Here is a 16,028-nt window from a genome sequence, read left to right as displayed (position 1 = left end):
TGTGGCGCAAACCCGCCACAGTTGCGTGTGCGGGCGGGGAACGTCCCCCCGCCCGCCGGTTCCTTGCGCGATTGCAGGGACTTGACCCCGCGCGCGCCGGTCAGGCGCTGGCGTCGCGGTAATGCACGCCCTTGGTGTCGTGGTCGGGGGCGGTCTTTTCGCGGCGCACGATCAGACGGTTCAGCGCGTTGATATAGGCCTTGGTGGACGCGACGACCGTGTCCGTATCCGCCGACTGCCCGGTGGCGATGCGGCCGTTCTCTTCCAGCCGCACGCTGACGGTGGCCTGCGCATCGGTGCCTTCGGTGACCGCGTGCACCTGATAAAGCTGCAGGCGGGCGTTGTGGTCGAACAGCGCCTTGACCGCGTTGAAGGCGCTGTCCACGGGCCCGTCGCCGGTGGTGCTGGCGCTGTGGTCGGTCCCGTCGATGGTCAGCACGATGTCGGCGGTCTGCGGCCCGTCGGTGCCGCATACCACGCGCAGGGATTTCAGGCGGATGCGATCCTCGACCGCATCGTTCTGGCGCATCAGCGCGACGAGGTCCTCCTCGAACACCTCCTTCTTGCGGTCGGCCAGTTCCTTGAACCGCACGAAGACGTCGGCCAGCTGGTTGTCGGCCATCTCGTAGCCGAGCTCGGCCAGCTTGGCGCGCAGTGCTGCCCGGCCCGAATGCTTGCCCATGACCAGCGACGTTTCGGTCAGCCCCACGTCGGTCGGGCGCATGATCTCGAACGTCTCGGCGTTCTTGAGCATGCCGTCCTGATGGATGCCAGATTCGTGGGCAAAGGCGTTCTTGCCCACGATGGCCTTGTTGAACTGCACCGGAAAACCCGACACGGTCGCCACCCGGCGCGAGATTGCCATGATCTTGCGGGTGTCGACGCGGCTGTGGAACGGCATGATGTCGGCGCGGACCTTCAGCGCCATCACGACCTCTTCCAGTGCGGTGTTGCCCGCGCGTTCACCCAGACCGTTGATCGTGCATTCGATCTGGCGCGCGCCGCCTTCGACGGCGGCCAGCGCGTTCGCCGTTGCCATGCCGAGGTCGTTGTGGCAGTGCGTGGCAAAGATCACGCCGTCCGCCCCGTCGCATTCGGCGATCAGACGGCGGATCAGGTCGGCTGATTCCACGGGCGCGGTGTAGCCCACGGTGTCGGGGATGTTGATCGTGGTGGCCCCCGCCTTGATCGCGATTTCCACCGTGCGTTTGAGGAAGTCCCACTCGGTGCGGGTCGCATCCATCGACGACCACTGCACGTCGCCGCACAGGTTGCGGGCGTGCGTCACGCAGTCGTGGATCCGGTCCGCCATCTGGTCCATCGTCAGGTTCGGGATTGCCCGGTGCAGCGGCGAGGTGCCGATGAAGGTATGGATGCGCGGCTTGGCCGCATGTTTCACTGCCTCCCAGCAGCGGTCGATGTCCTTGAAGTTGGCGCGTGACAGCCCGCAGATCGTGGCATTGCGCGACGCTTTCGCGATGGCGCTGACGGCGGCAAAGTCACCCTCCGAGGCGATGGGAAACCCCGCCTCGATGATGTCCACGCCCATGTCGTCGAGCATGGATGCGATTTCCAGCTTTTCCGCATGGGTCATGGTGGCGCCGGGCGATTGTTCGCCATCGCGCAGGGTGGTGTCGAAAATGAGAACGCGGTCGGTCATGGGGCGTGGTCCTGATGGGTCTGGCATGTGGAGTGTCGGCGCTGGCCTGTCGTGAGCGGTCGCGCCGAAAGGCACGCTCAGGCGTGATGCAGGCGTAGGTCACGCAGGGCGATGGCCATGATGATGCGGTGCGTCGTCATGGCGGCGACTATACCGCACCGTTCCGCAAGGGAAAGGGCGTTGTTGGAGGGCGATGCCCCAGACGCGCACCGTGGCCGAAAGGCGGCATCACCCGGCGTATTTGCGGCAAGATGATGCATGGACGCGGCGGGGGGCGGGTCTAGATGCGGATTGACAGACAGGGGAGCGGCAAGTGGTGACGGACGGCAGACGGGCGCTGGTGATCGGCGCATCCGGCGGGATCGGGCAGGCGGTGACGCAGGCCTTGCAGGCGCGTGGCGACACGGTCGTCACGCTGTCGCGCCAGCAGGATGGGTTCGACGTGACCGATGAGGCTGGTGTGGACCGGGCGCTGGCCGCGCTGGAGGTGCCGTTCGATCTGGTGTTCGTAGCCGTCGGCGTGCTGGGCACACCGGAAAAGACGCTGGAGGCGATCGACGCACAGGCCATGGCACAGGTGTTCGCCGTCAACGCCATCGGACCCGCGCTGATCCTGCGGCACATGGGGCGGCTGCTGCCCCGTCAGGGGCGCAGCGTCTGCGCCGTGCTGTCCGCACGGGTCGGGTCCATCGGCGACAACCGGATCGGCGGTTGGTATTCCTACCGCGCGTCCAAGGCGGCGCTGAACCAGATCGTCCACGGTGCGGCGGTGGAACTGGGGCGCAGCCACAAGGACAGCGTCGTCGTGGCGCTGCATCCGGGCACCGTCGCCACGCCGTTCACCGCCGACTATGCCGGCCGCCACAAGACTGTCCCGCCACAGGAGGCCGCCGCCAACCTGATCGCCGTGATCGACGGGCTGAGCGGCGATGCGACCGGTGGATTCTTTGACTACGCCCGCGAGGCGATTCAATGGTGACCCTGATCCTCGTGCTGGGCGATCAGCTCAGCGACGGTCTGTCCGCGCTGCGGGCAGCCGACAAGGCCCATGATGTCGTCGTCATGGCCGAGGTCGCTGACGAGGCGGGCTACGTGCCTCACCATCCCAAGAAGATCGCGTTCCTGTTCGCCGCCATGCGCAAGTTCGCGGCCCGGTTGCGCGCGGATGGCTGGACCGTGGACTACACCACGCTGCCTGATGGCGTGACCAGCATCACGGGCGCGCTGCTGGCGGCGGCGGAGAAACATGGCGCGGACCGGGTGATCGCGACCGAACCCGGCGAACACCGGCTGATCGCGGCGCTGCGGGACTGTCCGGTGACCGTGGACCTGCGCCCAGACGACCGTTTCATCGCGTCGCACAAGGATTTCGACGGCTGGGCGACAGGGCGCAAGGCGCTCCGCATGGAGTATTTCTATCGCGACATGCGCCGCAAGACCGGGTTGATGATGGACGGCGACCAGCCTGCGGGCGGCCAGTGGAACTACGACCACGACAACCGCAAGCCCGCCCCCGGCAGCGTCGATTACAGCGGCCCGATGCGGTTCACCCCGGACGACACGGTGCAGGAGGTGCTGACGTTGGTCGGGCAGCGGTTCGGCAACAACTTCGGCAGCCTCGACGATTTCTGGTTCGCCACAGATCAAGGTCAGGCACGGCAGCATCTGGCGCATTGGGTGACACATGGCCTGCCGCTGTTCGGCGATTTTCAGGATGCGATGCTGGACGACAACAGGTTCCTCTATCACGGGATCGTCGGGCTCTACATCAACGCCGGGCTCCTCGACCCGCTGGAGGTGTGCCGGGCGGTGGAGGCGGCGTGGCAGGCGGGCGATGCGCCCATCAACGCCGCCGAAGGGTTCATCCGCCAGATCATCGGCTGGCGCGAATACGTGCGCGGCATCTATTTCCGCGAGGGGCCTGATTACGTCACCCGCAACGGGTTGAAGCATACCCGCGACCTGCCGGGGGTGTACTGGGGCGGGCCGTCCTTCATGCGCTGCATGAAGAAGGCGGTGGAGCAGACGCAGGAGGAGGCCTATGCCCACCATATCCAACGTCTGATGGTGACCGGCAACTTCGCCCTGCTGGCGGGAGTGGACCCGGCACAGGTCCACGAATGGTATCTCGCGGTCTATGCGGACGCCTACGAATGGGTCGAGGCGCCCAACGTCATCGGCATGAGCCAGTTCGCCGACGGCGGGATCATCGCCAGCAAGCCCTACGTCAGTTCCGGCAACTACATCCACAAGATGTCGGACCACTGCGGCGCCTGCGCCTACAAGGTCGCGGTCAAGACCGGCAAGGATGCCTGTCCGTTCAACCTGCTCTACTGGCACTTCCTCGACCGGCACCGCACGCTGTTCAAGGGCAACCCCCGGATGGGCAACATGTACGGCACGTGGGACCGCATGGACGAAGGCAAGCGGGCGACGATCATCGCAGAGGGTGATGCGATCCTCGCGCGGCTGGATGCGGGCGACCCCGTCTGACGGGCGACCCGGTCTGAATGATCTGTCGAGAGGGGACATGACAGATCGGCCCGACCGCAGGGCGATGACCGGGCGTGGCATCGGCACAGGCCACCACATCGGCACGTCGGGCGACGGATCTCATCCCACGTGCAACCGCGACCTGCGCTGTTCGCGGCGTTTGATCGCTGCCGGGCCAAGGACCGTACGTCGCCCTGTGTCCGACACCGTCATACGGCCCGTGCGATGACGCGCGCAGGCGGGTCGTGCAACGTCACACGGTTGCGGCCACCGCGTTTGGCCCGGTACAGCGCCGCATCGGACTGCGCCAGCAGATCGGTGGCAGAGTTCTCTCCGTCCACGCTCAACGCCACGCCGATGCTGACCGTGACGATGGCGGTGCCGTCCCGACGTCCGGCATGCGGGATTGCCAAGGCCTGCACCACGTCGCGGATGCGCGCCGCCAGCGCCTGGGCGCCGATCCTGTCGGTGCCGCGCAGGACGCCGATGAACTCTTCTCCGCCAAAGCGGGCGCAGAACGCATCTTCGACCGGCAGGGTGGCGTGGAACGCCTGTGCAAGCAACCGCAGGCAATCGTCGCCGCCATGGTGACCGTAGGTATCGTTGTAGGGTTTGAAGTGATCCACGTCGATCATCAGGACCGCCAGCGGTGCAGCGGCCGCGCACCAGTCGGCTAGGCGTTCGTCCAGATAGCGGCGGTTCGGCAATCCCGTCAGCGGATCGGTCTGCGACATCACCGTCAAGCGCTGCTGCGATTCTTCCGCCCTTTCGGCCCGCATCGTCGCCAGAAGGGCGGTCACGTAATCATCGCAGCGCCGCCATTCGAGAAGGTACGTGGCATAGAGGCTGAAGATCCCGGCGGTCAGCATCTGCATGGCCAGACTCGCGGCCAGTTGCGGCGGCAGGTCGGGGCGCAGTGCGACGGCCGCCAAGGGCGCGATCACGCCGATCGCCGTGAACAGCGCCGCGTGGCGAAACCGCAGCGCCAGCAGCATGTTGCCATAGACCATCGTCAGCGTCAGTTCCGCGAAGGTGTAGGCGCCCAGTTCCGCCCGTGTGACCGCAAAGAAAGCCGTCGGCATCAGGTGCGCGGCGGTCATCGTGACCAAGATGGCGCGTTCGCGCCAGACCGGCGTCAGGTGAAGGACGGCCCAGGCCAGCAGCAGTGCGGCCGGCGTCACCACGCCGATCCGCACGACACTGGCCGCCGGCGCGATGTCAGGCATCAGCAGCGGGCCGGTCAGGTTGTAGATGTTGTACAGCAGCAGGCCGAAGATGATGATGTGGCGCAGATGGTTGCGCCGCGCGGCACCGGTATCGCGTTCGTAGCGCGCTTCGGTCGCGGGATCGAGGCGGAGCCAGCGGTCTATGTGCGGGACCGCCGCGCCACCGGAACCCCGGTTCTGTCCTGACGATCCCATGATCCGCCCTGTGCCCGCGCCGTGTTCCGCCCCGTTCTGACAGCGCAAGGTTGCAGGAACGTTAAGGACGGCGCAGCAGCAAGACGGGGGCGGTATCAGGCCGCGAGGGCGGTATCCTGCATCACATCCGCCGCAATCTCGAAGCTGCGGATGCGCGCGGCGGGGTCGTGGATCTGGCCGGTGAGGATCACCTCGTCGGGTTGATAACGGGCGATCAGGTCGGCCATCTGGCGACGCACCGTGGCCGGGCTGCCGACCGCGGAAATCCGCAGCGCCTGATCGACGCCAGCGCGCACACCGGCCCCGATCAGCCCGTCGATGTCATCGACGGGCGCGGGCAGCTTTCCGGGTTTGCCGGTGCGCAGGTTGGCGAAGGCCTGCTGCACGGAGGTCCGCAGCCGGTGCGCCTGCGCATCGGTGTCGGCGGCGATCACGTTGGCGGCCAGCATGAAATGCGGCCGTTCCAGCTGTTCCGACGGGCGGAACGTCGCGCGGTAGGTGGCGATCGCATCCTCCAGCGCGTCGGGGGCGAAGTGGCTGGCAAAGGCATAGGGCAGGCCCAGATAGGCCGCGAGCTGCGCACCGAAGAGCGAACTGCCCAGCATCCAGACCGGCACATGGGTGCCGCGACCGGGATGCGCCTGCACCGGGCCGGTGGCGTCGTCGCCTAAGTATTCCATCAGCTCGACTACGTCCTGCGGGAACGTGTCGCCGCGCCGGTCCACCCGCATCGCGCGCATCACATGACCGTCGCCGCCGGGTGCGCGCCCAAGGCCGAGGTCGATGCGCCCCGGATACAGCGTGGCCAGCGTGCCGAACTGCTCGGCGATGGCGAGCGGCGCGTGGTTCGGCAGCATGATGCCGCCGGCCCCGACGCGGATCGTCCTTGTCGCACCCGCGATGTGGCCGATCAGGACAGAGGTCGCGGCAGAGGCGATCCCTTCCATGTTGTGATGCTCGGCCAGCCAGTAGCGGTGGTATCCCAGATCCTCGGCCCGCTGGGCCAGCGCCACGCTGGCGGCGATGGCCTCGGCGGCGGTGCTGCCTGCGGGCACGAGGGCAAGGTCGAGGATGGAATAGCGCATGGGATCGTCCGTCACTGGGGATGACCTACAGGTAAGGGCCGCGATCCAGCGTGCAAGGGGCGATCGGCACACGGGAACTTGGCTTGCCTGCGGGTGGGTCATGCTGCTTTGGTTCCAACTGCCGCATGGACGCGGGCGCAGGCGTCGCGCACAGTGCCGCCGCACGACGCATGACGAAAGGGCCGGACATGAGCCGCATCGACGAGACCCGCGACTTCATTCCCGTCCGCATCGGGGTACTGACGGTCAGCGACACCCGCACGCCCGCCGACGACCGGTCCGGCGACACGCTGGTGGACAGGCTGACGGCGGCGGGCCACGTGCTGGCCGCGCGCCGCATCGTGCCCGACGACCGCGCGACCATCGCGGACACCCTGCGTGGCTGGTGCGCGGACCCGGACATCGACGTCGTGATCTCGACCGGTGGCACCGGGCTGACCGGGCGCGACGTGACGGTCGAGGCGCACCGCGACGTGTACGAGAAGGAGATCGACGCGTTCGGTGTCGTGTTCACCCACGTCAGCATGGCCAAGATCGGCACAAGTGCTGTGCAGAGCCGTGCGACGGGCGGCGTGGCGCAGGGCACCTATCTGTTTGCATTGCCCGGCAGTCCAAGCGCCTGCCGCGACGCATGGGACGAGATCCTTTCCCTGCAGCTGGACATGCGGCACAGGCCCTGCAATTTCGTCGAGATCATGCCACGACTGGCCGAACACCAGACACGCGCATGACCGGACTGGTGCAGGACCCCCGATGGCACGGCAGCCCTGTCGAGCGACGGGACGCCGCCGCATGAGGGCGCTGCGACGGTCCTTGACGGGTCTGTTCCTGCTGGCGGTGACGCTGGCGCTGGCGGTCTGGGCGGTGGACATCCTGCGCAGCGCCGTCGTCGCCCGCATGACCCCGGAAACTGCCGACACCACGCCCCGCGAACGGGTCTTTGCGGTCGATGTCATGCAAATCGCGCCGCAAACCCTGTCACCGGTCCTGTCCGTGTACGGAGAGGTCGCCAGCCGGACCAGCCTTGCCCTGCGCGCCCCGGTCGGCGGCACGGTCGTCTGGACGGCGGCGACACTGGCCGAAGGCGGGGCGGTGGCCGCCGGTGACGTGGTGTTGCGGATCGACCCCGCCACGGCGCAGGCCGCCCGCGACCGCGCCGCCGCCGACGTGCAGGACGCCACCGGCGAAGTGCACGACGCGGACCGCGGCGTCACGCTGTCCGCCGACGAGCTGGCGCAGGCGCAGGCGCAGCTCGACCTGCGGCAGGGGGCATTGGCGCGCGCGCAGGATCTGGGTGGGCGCGGTGTCGGCACCCGCTCGGCCATCGAGGACGCGGAGCTCGCCCTGTCGGCGGCGCAATCGGCGATCCTTGCCGGCCGCCGGTCGCAGGCGCAGGCTACCGCGCGGCTGGATCTGGCCCGCACCGCGCTGTCGCGCGCGCAGATCGCCCTGACCGAGGCCGAACGCACGCTGGCGGATACGGCGATCACCGCCCCCTTCGACGGCAACCTGACGGCGGTGACGGCGGCACAGGGCACCCGGTTGAACGAGGGCGAGGCCATCGCCACCCTGATCGACCCGACCCGGCTGGAGGTTGCGTTCCGGCTGTCCACGGCGCAGTTCGTGCGTCTGCTGGACGGGGCTGACGGCGTGATCGGGCTGCCCGTCACCGCAGCACTGGCGGCGGATGGTCTGGACCTGACCGCCGGTGGCACCATCGACCGGATCGCCGGTGCCGTGGGCGAAGGACAGTCCGGCCGCCAGATCTTTACCAGCCTGACGGACGCGGCGGGGTTCCGCCCCGGTGATTTCGTCACGGTATCGGTGCAGGAACCGCCGCTGATGGCTGTGGTCCTGCTGCCGGCGACCGCCGTCGCGGCGGACGGCACGGTGCTGCGCGTGACCCAGGGCGACCGCCTCGCGATTCAGCCGGTCGATGTGCTGCGGCGTCAGGGCGACGACGTGATCGTGGCAGGCACGGGGCCGGACGGCATGGCGCTGAACGGCATGACCATCGTGACGGCCCGCACGCCGCAACTGGGGGCCGGCATCGGCGTGCGTCCCGTGCCGGCGTCCGACGCGGCAGACCCCGTGCAGGAGGCGGCGCGCGCTGTGATCCCGCTCGACCCAGACCGCCGTGCGCGGCTGAAGGACCGGGTGGTCGCCAGCGACATGACCGAGGTGGAGAAGGCCCGCCTGCTGCAACAGCTCGACGCCGCGACCGTGCCCGCCGCGACCGTGGCGATGCTGGAGCAGGAGGCGGAGGGGTGAGCGGCACCCCGCCCGGCACCGGCGCGCAGCCGGGCGGCCTGCTGTCCTACTTCGCCCGTCACCGCACCGTGGCGAACCTGCTGATGGCGCTGATGCTGGGGGCAGGCCTGCTGGCGTGGCCCAACATGCGCGCGCAATACCTGCCGGACGTGGTGATCGACGGCATCACCGTCGGCGTGCAATGGGACGGCGCCGGGGCCGAGGCTGTGGATGCGGGCATCGTGCAGGTGCTGGGCCCCGCGCTGCAGGCCGTGGCAGGAGTCACCGAAACCTCGGCCCGGTCCAGCGAGGGCAGCGCGCGCATCGATCTCGAATTCACGCCCGGCACCAACATGGACCGCGCCGCCGAGAATGTGCAGCAGGCCATCGATTCGGCTGGCAACCTGCCCGACGACGCAGAGGAGCCGACCTTGCGCCGCGGCGGCTGGACCGACCGCGTGACCGACGTCGTCATCACCGGCCCCGTGGGCGTCGACCAGTTGGGCCGCTTTGCCGACGAGATGGTGGTGCAGCTCTTTCAGGCCGGCGTCACGCAGGCCACTGTGCGCGGGATCGCCGCCCCCGGCATTCTGGTCGAGGTGCCGTCGCAGGCCCTGATCGCCAACGACATCGGGTTGAGCGACATCGCCGACCGCATCGCCGCCGAGACGACGGGCAGCGCCGTGGGCGACGTCTCTGGTGCCGCGCGCATCCGCACCGGCGCCGAGACCCGCAGCCGGGAGGCGATTGCCGCAATCCCCCTGCGGTCGGACCCGGACGGGGCGACATTGACCGTGGGCGACGTGGCCCGCATCATCGTGCTGGGCCCCGACCGCAGCCGCGCCTATTACGTGGGGGACGATCCTGCGGTGATGATCGGCGTTGTGCGCGGGGCTGACGGCGATGCCATCGGTCTGCAGGACAGCGTGGAGCGCGTCGCAGCCAGCCTGCAGCCGACCCTGCCTGCGGGCACGCGCATCGACCTGATCAACGCCCGTGCCGAGGAAATCACCGGACGCCTGAACCTGTTGTTCAAGAACGGCGTGCAGGGGCTGGCACTGGTCGTGGTGCTGCTGTTCCTGTTCCTGAATGCCCGCACCGCCCTGTGGGTGGCGGCGGGCATCCCCACGGCCATGCTGGCCGCCGTGGCGCTGATGTATGCCGCCGGCATCACGATCAACATGATCAGCCTGTTCGCGCTGATCCTGACGCTGGGCCTTGTCGTGGACGACGCCATCGTGGTGGGCGAACATGCCGACTACCGCGCGCGCCACCTGGGTGAGCCGTCGGTGGTCGCGGCAGAGCGCGCGGCGCAGCGCATGTTCAGCCCCGTGCTGGCGGCCTCGCTGACGACCTGCATCGCGTTCCTGGGGCTGGTGGTGGTGGGCGGGCAATTCGGCAGCCTGATTTCCGACATCCCGTTTACCGTGATCGTGGTGCTGGCCGCGTCGCTGGTGGAATGTTTCCTGATCCTGCCGCGTCACCTGAGCCACGGTCTGGGCGGATCGCAGGCGTGGTATGACGCGCCGTCGCGGATCATGAACCGCGGCTTCGACGCCTTTACGCGGGCGGTGTTCCGACCGCTGATCGCCCTTGTCGTGCGGGCCCGCTATGTGGTGCTGGCCGGTGCCTTGCTGCTGCTGTCCAGTCAGATCGCGCTGGTGGTGCGCGGCGACGTGCGGTGGGTGTTCTTTGCCAACCCCGAACAGGGCGAGGTGACGGGCAACGTCGCCATGCTGCCCGGTGCCACCCGCGACGACACCCGCGCCATGATGGCCGAGATGCAGCGCGCCACCGCCGCCCTGTCCGCGCGTCTGGCCGACGCGGACGGCGGTCGCAACCCCGTGGCGCATGTGGTGGCCGAGATCGGTGGCAATGCGGGGCGCGGCATCGCCGGCGCCGACGACAAGGATCCCGACCTGCTGGGGTCGATCAGCATCGGTCTGGTCGACACCGACGACCGGAGCGTCACCGCCGCCGCCTTCGTCAGTGCCCTGCAGGACGAGGTGGTGCAGCATCCGATGGCGGAAACCGTCAGTTTCCGCAGCTATGGCGCGGGGCCGGGCGGTGACGGCCTCGACATCCAGTTGTCCGGCGCGGATGCGCTGACGCTCAAGGCCGCCGCCGAGGCGCTGAAGACCGATCTTTCGCGTTATCCCGAGGTGACGGCGCTGGAGGACAGCCTGCCTTACGACCGCGAGGAACTGGTGCTGACGTTGACGCCGCAGGGCGCGGCGCTGGGCCTGTCCATCGACGCGCTGGGCGCCGACCTGCGCGCGCGGCTGGGCGGGATCGAGGCCGCGAGTTTTCCCGACGGCGTGCGGTCCGTCACCGTCCGCGTCGAATTGCCGGCGGGCGAAGTGGCGGCCGATTTCCTCGACGCCACGCAGATCCGCACGCCGGACGGTGCGTTCGTGCCATTGGGCGACGTGGTGCAGGTCGAGGCGCGGTCCGGCTTCGGCACCGTGCGCCGCGAGAACGGCGTGCCGTTGATCTCGGTGACGGGCAACCTGTCGGACGACGACCCCGACCGGGCGGCGCAGATCCAGTCCGAAATCGACACCCGCATCCTGCCCGCGATCGGGGCCCGTTACGGCATCCAGACGGTGCAGGCGGGCCTGTCCGCGCAGGCGGATGCATTCCTTTCGGATGCGGCGACGGCGCTGATCCTCGTGCTTGGTGGCATCTACGCCAGTCTGGCGTGGATCTTTTCCAGCTGGTCGCGGCCGCTGGTGGTGATGGCCGTGATCCCCTTCGGCCTCGTGGGCGCGATCTGGGGGCATCACGTCTGGGACATCCCGTTGTCCCTGTTCACGGTGGTCGGTCTGATCGGCATGACCGGCGTCATCATCAACGATTCCATCGTGCTGGTGACGACGATCGACGAACAGGCGGCGACGCGCGGCCTTGTCCCTGCGATCATCGACGGGTCGGCGAGCCGCCTGCGCCCGGTGCTGCTGACCACGCTGACGACGGTGCTGGGGTTGGGGCCGCTGCTGTACGAGCGTGCATCGCAGGCCGCGTTCCTGAAACCCACGGTGGTGACGCTGGTCTACGGCCTCGGCTTTGGTCTGGTGCTGGTCCTGTTGGTGGTGCCGGCGACGATGGCGGTGCAGGCCGATCTGGCCCGCCAGATGCGCAGCGCGCGCCGGGCGCTGATGTCGCGCCGGGCGGCGCTGCGCGGGCCTGCGGTGCTGGGGGCGGCCCTTGCTGTGGCGCTGTTCGCCGGAACCGTCGCCCCGGTGCTGGTCACGGGCAGTGCATGGGACCCGGCCAGCGCCGTCCTGCCGCTGCTAGCGGCGGGGACGGGGGCGGCGATGGCGGTGTTCGTGGCGGGGCTGGCGGTGGCGCTGCTGGCGATCTACGCCGCGTCGGCGCTGGTGCTGGTCGTCAGGCACCGGGCATAGGCGCGCCGGATCACCCTGCGGTGCAGCCCCGCACCTCGGTCGCGCGGTCCTGGCCCAGCACGGTGAAGCGCACCGCGCCGCGGTCGAACGCGATGGCCTGACCGCTGCCGCGCGTCATGGTAGCGGTGGCGGTCAGGGTGCCGCCCTGCCGGGCGATCACAGGCTCCGACACCCAGATCTGCGGATCGCCCGCCTCGATCACCAGCGCCTCGGCCCCGCCGGTGGGGGGCAGGGTCAGCGTGGCGTCCAGCCGGACGCCGTCGGCCTGCGGCGTGACGCGGCAGGTGGCGTGACCCGCGACCTGCGGCTGATCCAGCAGCGCGCCGATGATCGCCGGATCGCGCGGACCGGGCGTCAGGTCGCCGTCGAAGCGCAGTTGCGCGGGGATGCAGATGTCCTGACACACGCCGATGTCCATCGTCCCTGTCAGCCGCAGCGGGCCGGTGCCCCCGTCAAGTGCCGTCACCTCGACCGGCAACACGAGGCTGTCGTGATATCCGATGGACCGCATGCCGTTCTGGTCGAACACGTCCGGCGTGGGCCAGTGGAACGCCGCCGTGGCGACGTTGCCACCCGACAGGCTGATCAGGGGCGGGATGCCGGCGTCGCCGGGGCTGCGCCAGTAGGTCTTCCACCCAGGTGCCAGCGTGACGCGCAGCGCCGCCATATGCGTGCCACCTTCGGTGACATAGCCCGGCAGGACGGTGACACGCGCTACCTCGCTGCCGGATTGCGCCAGCACGGGGGGGGCGGTCAGAAGAAGGGTCGCAGCAAGGAGCGTCGGGATACGGTTCATGACGCCCTTCCTGCGCAATCGATGCTGCGTTGGAAAGTCACGAATGGGCGATGGGTCGAAGCCGTGGTGCCCTTGCACCATGGGACGCGGCGGCGCATCGTCGGCGTCATGGTGACGGAAATACAGACCCTGCGCGGCACGTTCCTGATCGCGATGCCCGACATGGCTGACCCGCGGTTCGCGGGCAGCGTGATCTGCCTGTGCCACCATGATGCCGACGGCGCGATGGGCGTGATCGTGAACCGCCCCCGCAGCGACATCACATTTGCCGCGATCCTCGATCAGATGCGCATCGACCATCACCGCGAGGGGCGGCAGGTCCGTCTGTTCGGTGGCGGGCCGGTGCAGCGGATGCGGGGCTATGTCCTGCACGGTCTGGACTACCGCGCGGACGCAACGCAGATCGTCACCGACGACATCGGCCTGACCGAGACGCGCGACATCCTCGTGGCACTCGCGGCGGGGGGCGGCCCGCAGGACGCCCTGCTGGCGCTGGGCTGTGCGGGCTGGGGGCCGGGGCAGCTGGAGGCGGAGCTGGCGGGCAACGACTGGCTGACCGCCCCGGTGGATGCCGCGATCCTGTTCGCCGCCGACCCGGCGACGATCCGGGCGGCGGCGCTGCAGTCCATCGGGGTGTCCCCCAGCAGCCTGTCGCTGACGGGTGGACGGGCCTGAGGTCAGTCGGCGGCCAGTGCCGCCACGATGGCCTGCGCGCTGTCGGACGACCAGTCGGCGTCGCCCTGCAGACGCGCGACCTCGCGCCCTTCCGCGTCGATCAGCACCGTCACCGGCAAGCCCAGCACGCCGAAGGCGCGGGCCATTTCCTGTCGCGGGTCCAGCGCCTTGGGCAGGTTGTCCACGCCGATCTCTTCGAAGAAGCGGTCGATGGCCTCTGGCGGATTGCGGCCCGTGGCGACGGTCAGCACCACCGCATCCGCGCCCATCGCGTCCTGCAGGGCGGACAGGTGCGGCATCTCTTCACGGCAGGGCGCGCACCATGTGGCCCAGAAGTTCAGGACCACGGGTTTGCCCGCATAATCGGCGAGCGATGCCTCGGCACCATCCTCGGTCGTGAACGTGGCCTCCGGCGCGGGGGCGGGGTTGGAGGCGATCGCCAGCTTGCGCATGTCGCCGTCCTTCAGCGCCTCCAGATTGGGCCGCGCCTCCAGATCGGGCGCCTCCTGCGCGTGGGCCGCATTTGCAAGGAGGGCCATGGCCGTATAGAGCAGGGCGGATCGTATCGACTTCAAGGGGCGCATCCTTTTCATGACCAAGACAGCGAACACGATGTGGGGTGGCCGGTTCAGCGCAGGCCCCGACGCGATCATGGAGGCGATCAACGCCTCGATCTCGTTCGACCAGCGGCTGGTGGCACAGGACATCGCAGGCTCGCGCGCCCATGCGGCCATGCTGGCCGCCACGGGCATCATCAGTGATAGCGATGCGGAGGCGATCCGCAAAGGCCTGCTCACGGTTCTGTCAGAGATCGAGGGCGGTGACTTCGCCTTTTCGGCGGCGCTCGAGGACATCCACATGAACGTGGAGGCGCGTCTGAAGGAGGTCGTGGGGGAAGCGGCGGGCCGCCTGCACACGGCCCGGTCGCGCAACGATCAGGTCGCCGTCGATTTCCGCCTGTGGGTGCGCGACCAGTGCGACGCCGCCGATAGCGCCTTGGCTGCGCTCCAACGCGCCCTGCTGGATCAGGCCGAGGCGGGGGCGGACTGGGTGATGCCCGGCTTCACCCATCTGCAGGTCGCACAGCCGGTCACATGGGGGCATCACATGCTGGCCTATGTCGACATGCTGGGGCGCGACCGGTCGCGCTTTGCCGATGCCCGCCGCCGCATGAACCTGTCGCCGCTGGGCGCTGCGGCGCTGGCGGGGACGTCGTTCCCCATCGACCGGCACATGACGGCGCAGGCCTTGGGCTTCGACGGGCCGATGACCAACAGTCTGGACGCCGTGAGCGACCGGGATTTCGCGCTGGAGTTTCTGGGGGCCGCGACGATCTGCGCCGTGCACCTGAGCCGTCTGGCCGAAGAGCTGGTGATCTGGTCGTCCGCGCAGTTCCGGTTCGTCAAGATGTCGGACCGCTGGTCCACCGGCAGCAGCATCATGCCGCAGAAACGCAACCCCGATGCGGCAGAGCTGATCCGCGCCAAGATCGGCCGCATCTTTGGCGCCAACGTGGCGCTGACACTGGTGATGAAGGGGCTGCCGCTGGCCTATTCCAAGGACATGCAGGAAGACAAGGAGCAGGTCTTCGACGCCGCCGACACGCTGATGCTGGCGCTGGCCGCGATGGCGGGCATGGTGGGCGACATGACCGCGAACACGGACGCACTGCGGGCCGCGGCGGGGACCGGGTTTTCCACGGCGACGGATCTGGCCGACTGGCTGGTCAGCGCGCTGGGTCTGCCGTTCCGCGAGGCGCACCACGTCACCGGATCGCTGGTGGCATTGGCAGAGGCACAGGGCTGCGACCTGCCGGACCTGACGCTGGCGCAGATGAGGTCGGTCCACGCGGGCATCCGGGCGGATGTGTTCGATGTGCTGGGGGTTGACAACTCGGTCGCCTCAAGGACCAGTTTCGGTGGCACGGCACCGGTGCGCGTGCGCGAGGCGGTGGGCGTGTGGCGGAAGGTGCTGGGATGACGCGGATCGGTCTTGTCGCGCTGGTGGCACTGGCGGGCGTGACGCTGGCGGGCTGCGGCGTGCAGGGCGATCCCGTGCCGCCCGGTGGCGTGCGCGAAGCGGGCGGAACGACCGCCAGCGTGGGCGTCGGCGTGGGCCCGAACGGCGTGACCCCCGGCGTGACGCTGGCCGACGGCATCGGGCGGGTCAGCCTGGGGCCGGGCGGCGTGCGGTTGGGTGCGGCCGGCATTCCGCTGGCCCTCGGGTTGTGAAGGAAGGACG

Annotated in this window: 13 protein-coding genes; 8 read left to right on the top strand and 5 right to left on the bottom strand. The window is 69.1% G+C overall.

The annotated features are described in order from the left end of the window. Positions 1-100 precede the first annotated feature (100 nt). A complete protein-coding gene (locus tag BMX16_RS04905) occupies positions 101-1,660 on the bottom strand; it encodes a 2-isopropylmalate synthase (RefSeq protein WP_089899543.1) in 1,560 nt (519 codons plus the stop codon). A 316-nt stretch (positions 1,661-1,976) separates the two neighbouring features. On the opposite strand from BMX16_RS04905, the gene BMX16_RS04900 reads away from it, so the two are divergent. Then, positions 1,977-2,639 (top strand): SDR family NAD(P)-dependent oxidoreductase, encoded by a 663-nt coding sequence (locus BMX16_RS04900; protein ID WP_089899757.1) that lies wholly within the window; start codon positions 1,977-1,979, stop codon positions 2,637-2,639. Beyond that, positions 2,633-4,153, top strand: a complete 1,521-nt coding sequence (locus tag BMX16_RS04895; protein ID WP_089899540.1) for a cryptochrome/photolyase family protein — start codon at positions 2,633-2,635, stop codon at positions 4,151-4,153. The genes BMX16_RS04900 and BMX16_RS04895 overlap by 7 nt, the downstream gene beginning before the upstream one ends. A 209-nt stretch (positions 4,154-4,362) precedes the next feature. Here the strand turns inward: BMX16_RS04895 and BMX16_RS04890 are convergent, their stop codons facing one another. Both BMX16_RS04890 and BMX16_RS04885 read right to left on the bottom strand, forming a co-directional pair. Next, complete coding sequence (locus BMX16_RS04890) at positions 4,363-5,574, bottom strand: GGDEF domain-containing protein (protein ID WP_089899536.1); 1,212 nt, start codon at positions 5,572-5,574, stop codon at positions 4,363-4,365. Between the two features lie 95 nt (positions 5,575-5,669). Then, the gene (locus tag BMX16_RS04885; protein ID WP_089899534.1) at positions 5,670-6,659 is read right to left on the bottom strand and encodes an LLM class flavin-dependent oxidoreductase; all 990 of its coding nucleotides are present in this window, start codon (positions 6,657-6,659) and stop codon (positions 5,670-5,672) included. A 188-nt stretch (positions 6,660-6,847) separates the two neighbouring features. Between BMX16_RS04885 and moaB the strand changes: the two genes are divergently transcribed. The 3 genes from moaB to BMX16_RS04870 all read left to right on the top strand — a co-directional run bounded on the left by moaB (position 6,848) and on the right by BMX16_RS04870 (position 12,316). Continuing rightward, on the top strand, positions 6,848-7,390 hold the full coding sequence (gene moaB, locus BMX16_RS04880) for a molybdenum cofactor biosynthesis protein B (RefSeq protein ID WP_089899531.1): 543 nt from the start codon (positions 6,848-6,850) through the stop codon (positions 7,388-7,390). Positions 7,391-7,451: 61 nt separating this feature from the next. Next, positions 7,452-8,930: an efflux RND transporter periplasmic adaptor subunit gene (locus tag BMX16_RS04875; protein WP_089899528.1), complete on the top strand. Its 1,479-nt coding sequence runs from the start codon at positions 7,452-7,454 to the stop codon at positions 8,928-8,930. After that, the gene (locus BMX16_RS04870; RefSeq protein ID WP_281242578.1) at positions 8,927-12,316 is read left to right on the top strand and encodes an efflux RND transporter permease subunit; all 3,390 of its coding nucleotides are present in this window, start codon (positions 8,927-8,929) and stop codon (positions 12,314-12,316) included. The genes BMX16_RS04875 and BMX16_RS04870 overlap by 4 nt, the downstream gene beginning before the upstream one ends. A 10-nt stretch (positions 12,317-12,326) precedes the next feature. On the opposite strand, the gene BMX16_RS04865 is transcribed toward BMX16_RS04870, so the two are convergent. Next, positions 12,327-13,112: a protein-disulfide reductase DsbD domain-containing protein gene (locus BMX16_RS04865; protein WP_089899525.1), complete on the bottom strand. Its 786-nt coding sequence runs from the start codon at positions 13,110-13,112 to the stop codon at positions 12,327-12,329. 63 nt (positions 13,113-13,175) lie between these two features. On the opposite strand from BMX16_RS04865, the gene BMX16_RS04860 reads away from it, so the two are divergent. Then, positions 13,176-13,787 carry a YqgE/AlgH family protein gene (locus BMX16_RS04860; protein WP_245731334.1) on the top strand — a complete coding sequence of 204 codons (612 nt, stop codon included), beginning with the start codon at positions 13,176-13,178 and terminating at the stop codon, positions 13,785-13,787. A gap of 2 nt (positions 13,788-13,789) precedes the next feature. Here the strand turns inward: BMX16_RS04860 and BMX16_RS04855 are convergent, their stop codons facing one another. After that, the gene (locus tag BMX16_RS04855; protein ID WP_245731333.1) at positions 13,790-14,362 is read right to left on the bottom strand and encodes a TlpA family protein disulfide reductase; all 573 of its coding nucleotides are present in this window, start codon (positions 14,360-14,362) and stop codon (positions 13,790-13,792) included. A 16-nt stretch (positions 14,363-14,378) separates the two neighbouring features. Between BMX16_RS04855 and argH the strand changes: the two genes are divergently transcribed. Together argH and BMX16_RS04845 are read left to right on the top strand one after the other, a co-directional pair. After that, positions 14,379-15,767, top strand: a complete 1,389-nt coding sequence (argH, locus tag BMX16_RS04850; RefSeq protein WP_089899521.1) for an argininosuccinate lyase — start codon at positions 14,379-14,381, stop codon at positions 15,765-15,767. Further along, the gene (locus BMX16_RS04845; protein ID WP_089899518.1) at positions 15,764-16,018 is read left to right on the top strand and encodes a hypothetical protein; all 255 of its coding nucleotides are present in this window, start codon (positions 15,764-15,766) and stop codon (positions 16,016-16,018) included. Before argH ends, BMX16_RS04845 begins: the two co-directional genes overlap by 4 nt. The last annotated feature ends 10 nt before the right edge of the window (positions 16,019-16,028 follow it).

Source organism: Loktanella fryxellensis (genome assembly GCF_900110065.1).
GTDB lineage: Bacteria > Pseudomonadota > Alphaproteobacteria > Rhodobacterales > Rhodobacteraceae > Loktanella > Loktanella fryxellensis.
The sequence above is the reverse complement of the archived record's forward strand: the minus strand, read 5'-3'. Positions and strand labels throughout refer to the sequence as shown.

Bases quoted from the DNA above. Each gene is read 5' to 3' on its own strand.
- BMX16_RS04905 (WP_089899543.1), bottom strand. From the start codon at position 1,660: ATGACCGACCGCGTTCTCATTTTCGACACCACCCTGCGCGATGGCGAA.
- BMX16_RS04895 (WP_089899540.1), top strand. From the start codon at position 2,633: ATGGTGACCCTGATCCTCGTGCTGGGCGATCAGCTCAGCGACGGTCTG.
- BMX16_RS04890 (WP_089899536.1), bottom strand. From the start codon at position 5,574: ATGGGATCGTCAGGACAGAACCGGGGTTCCGGTGGCGCGGCGGTCCCG.
- BMX16_RS04885 (WP_089899534.1), bottom strand. From the start codon at position 6,659: ATGCGCTATTCCATCCTCGACCTTGCCCTCGTGCCCGCAGGCAGCACC.
- moaB (WP_089899531.1), top strand. From the start codon at position 6,848: ATGAGCCGCATCGACGAGACCCGCGACTTCATTCCCGTCCGCATCGGG.
- BMX16_RS04875 (WP_089899528.1), top strand. From the start codon at position 7,452: ATGAGGGCGCTGCGACGGTCCTTGACGGGTCTGTTCCTGCTGGCGGTG.
- BMX16_RS04865 (WP_089899525.1), bottom strand. From the start codon at position 13,112: ATGAACCGTATCCCGACGCTCCTTGCTGCGACCCTTCTTCTGACCGCC.
- argH (WP_089899521.1), top strand. From the start codon at position 14,379: ATGACCAAGACAGCGAACACGATGTGGGGTGGCCGGTTCAGCGCAGGC.
- BMX16_RS04845 (WP_089899518.1), top strand. From the start codon at position 15,764: ATGACGCGGATCGGTCTTGTCGCGCTGGTGGCACTGGCGGGCGTGACG.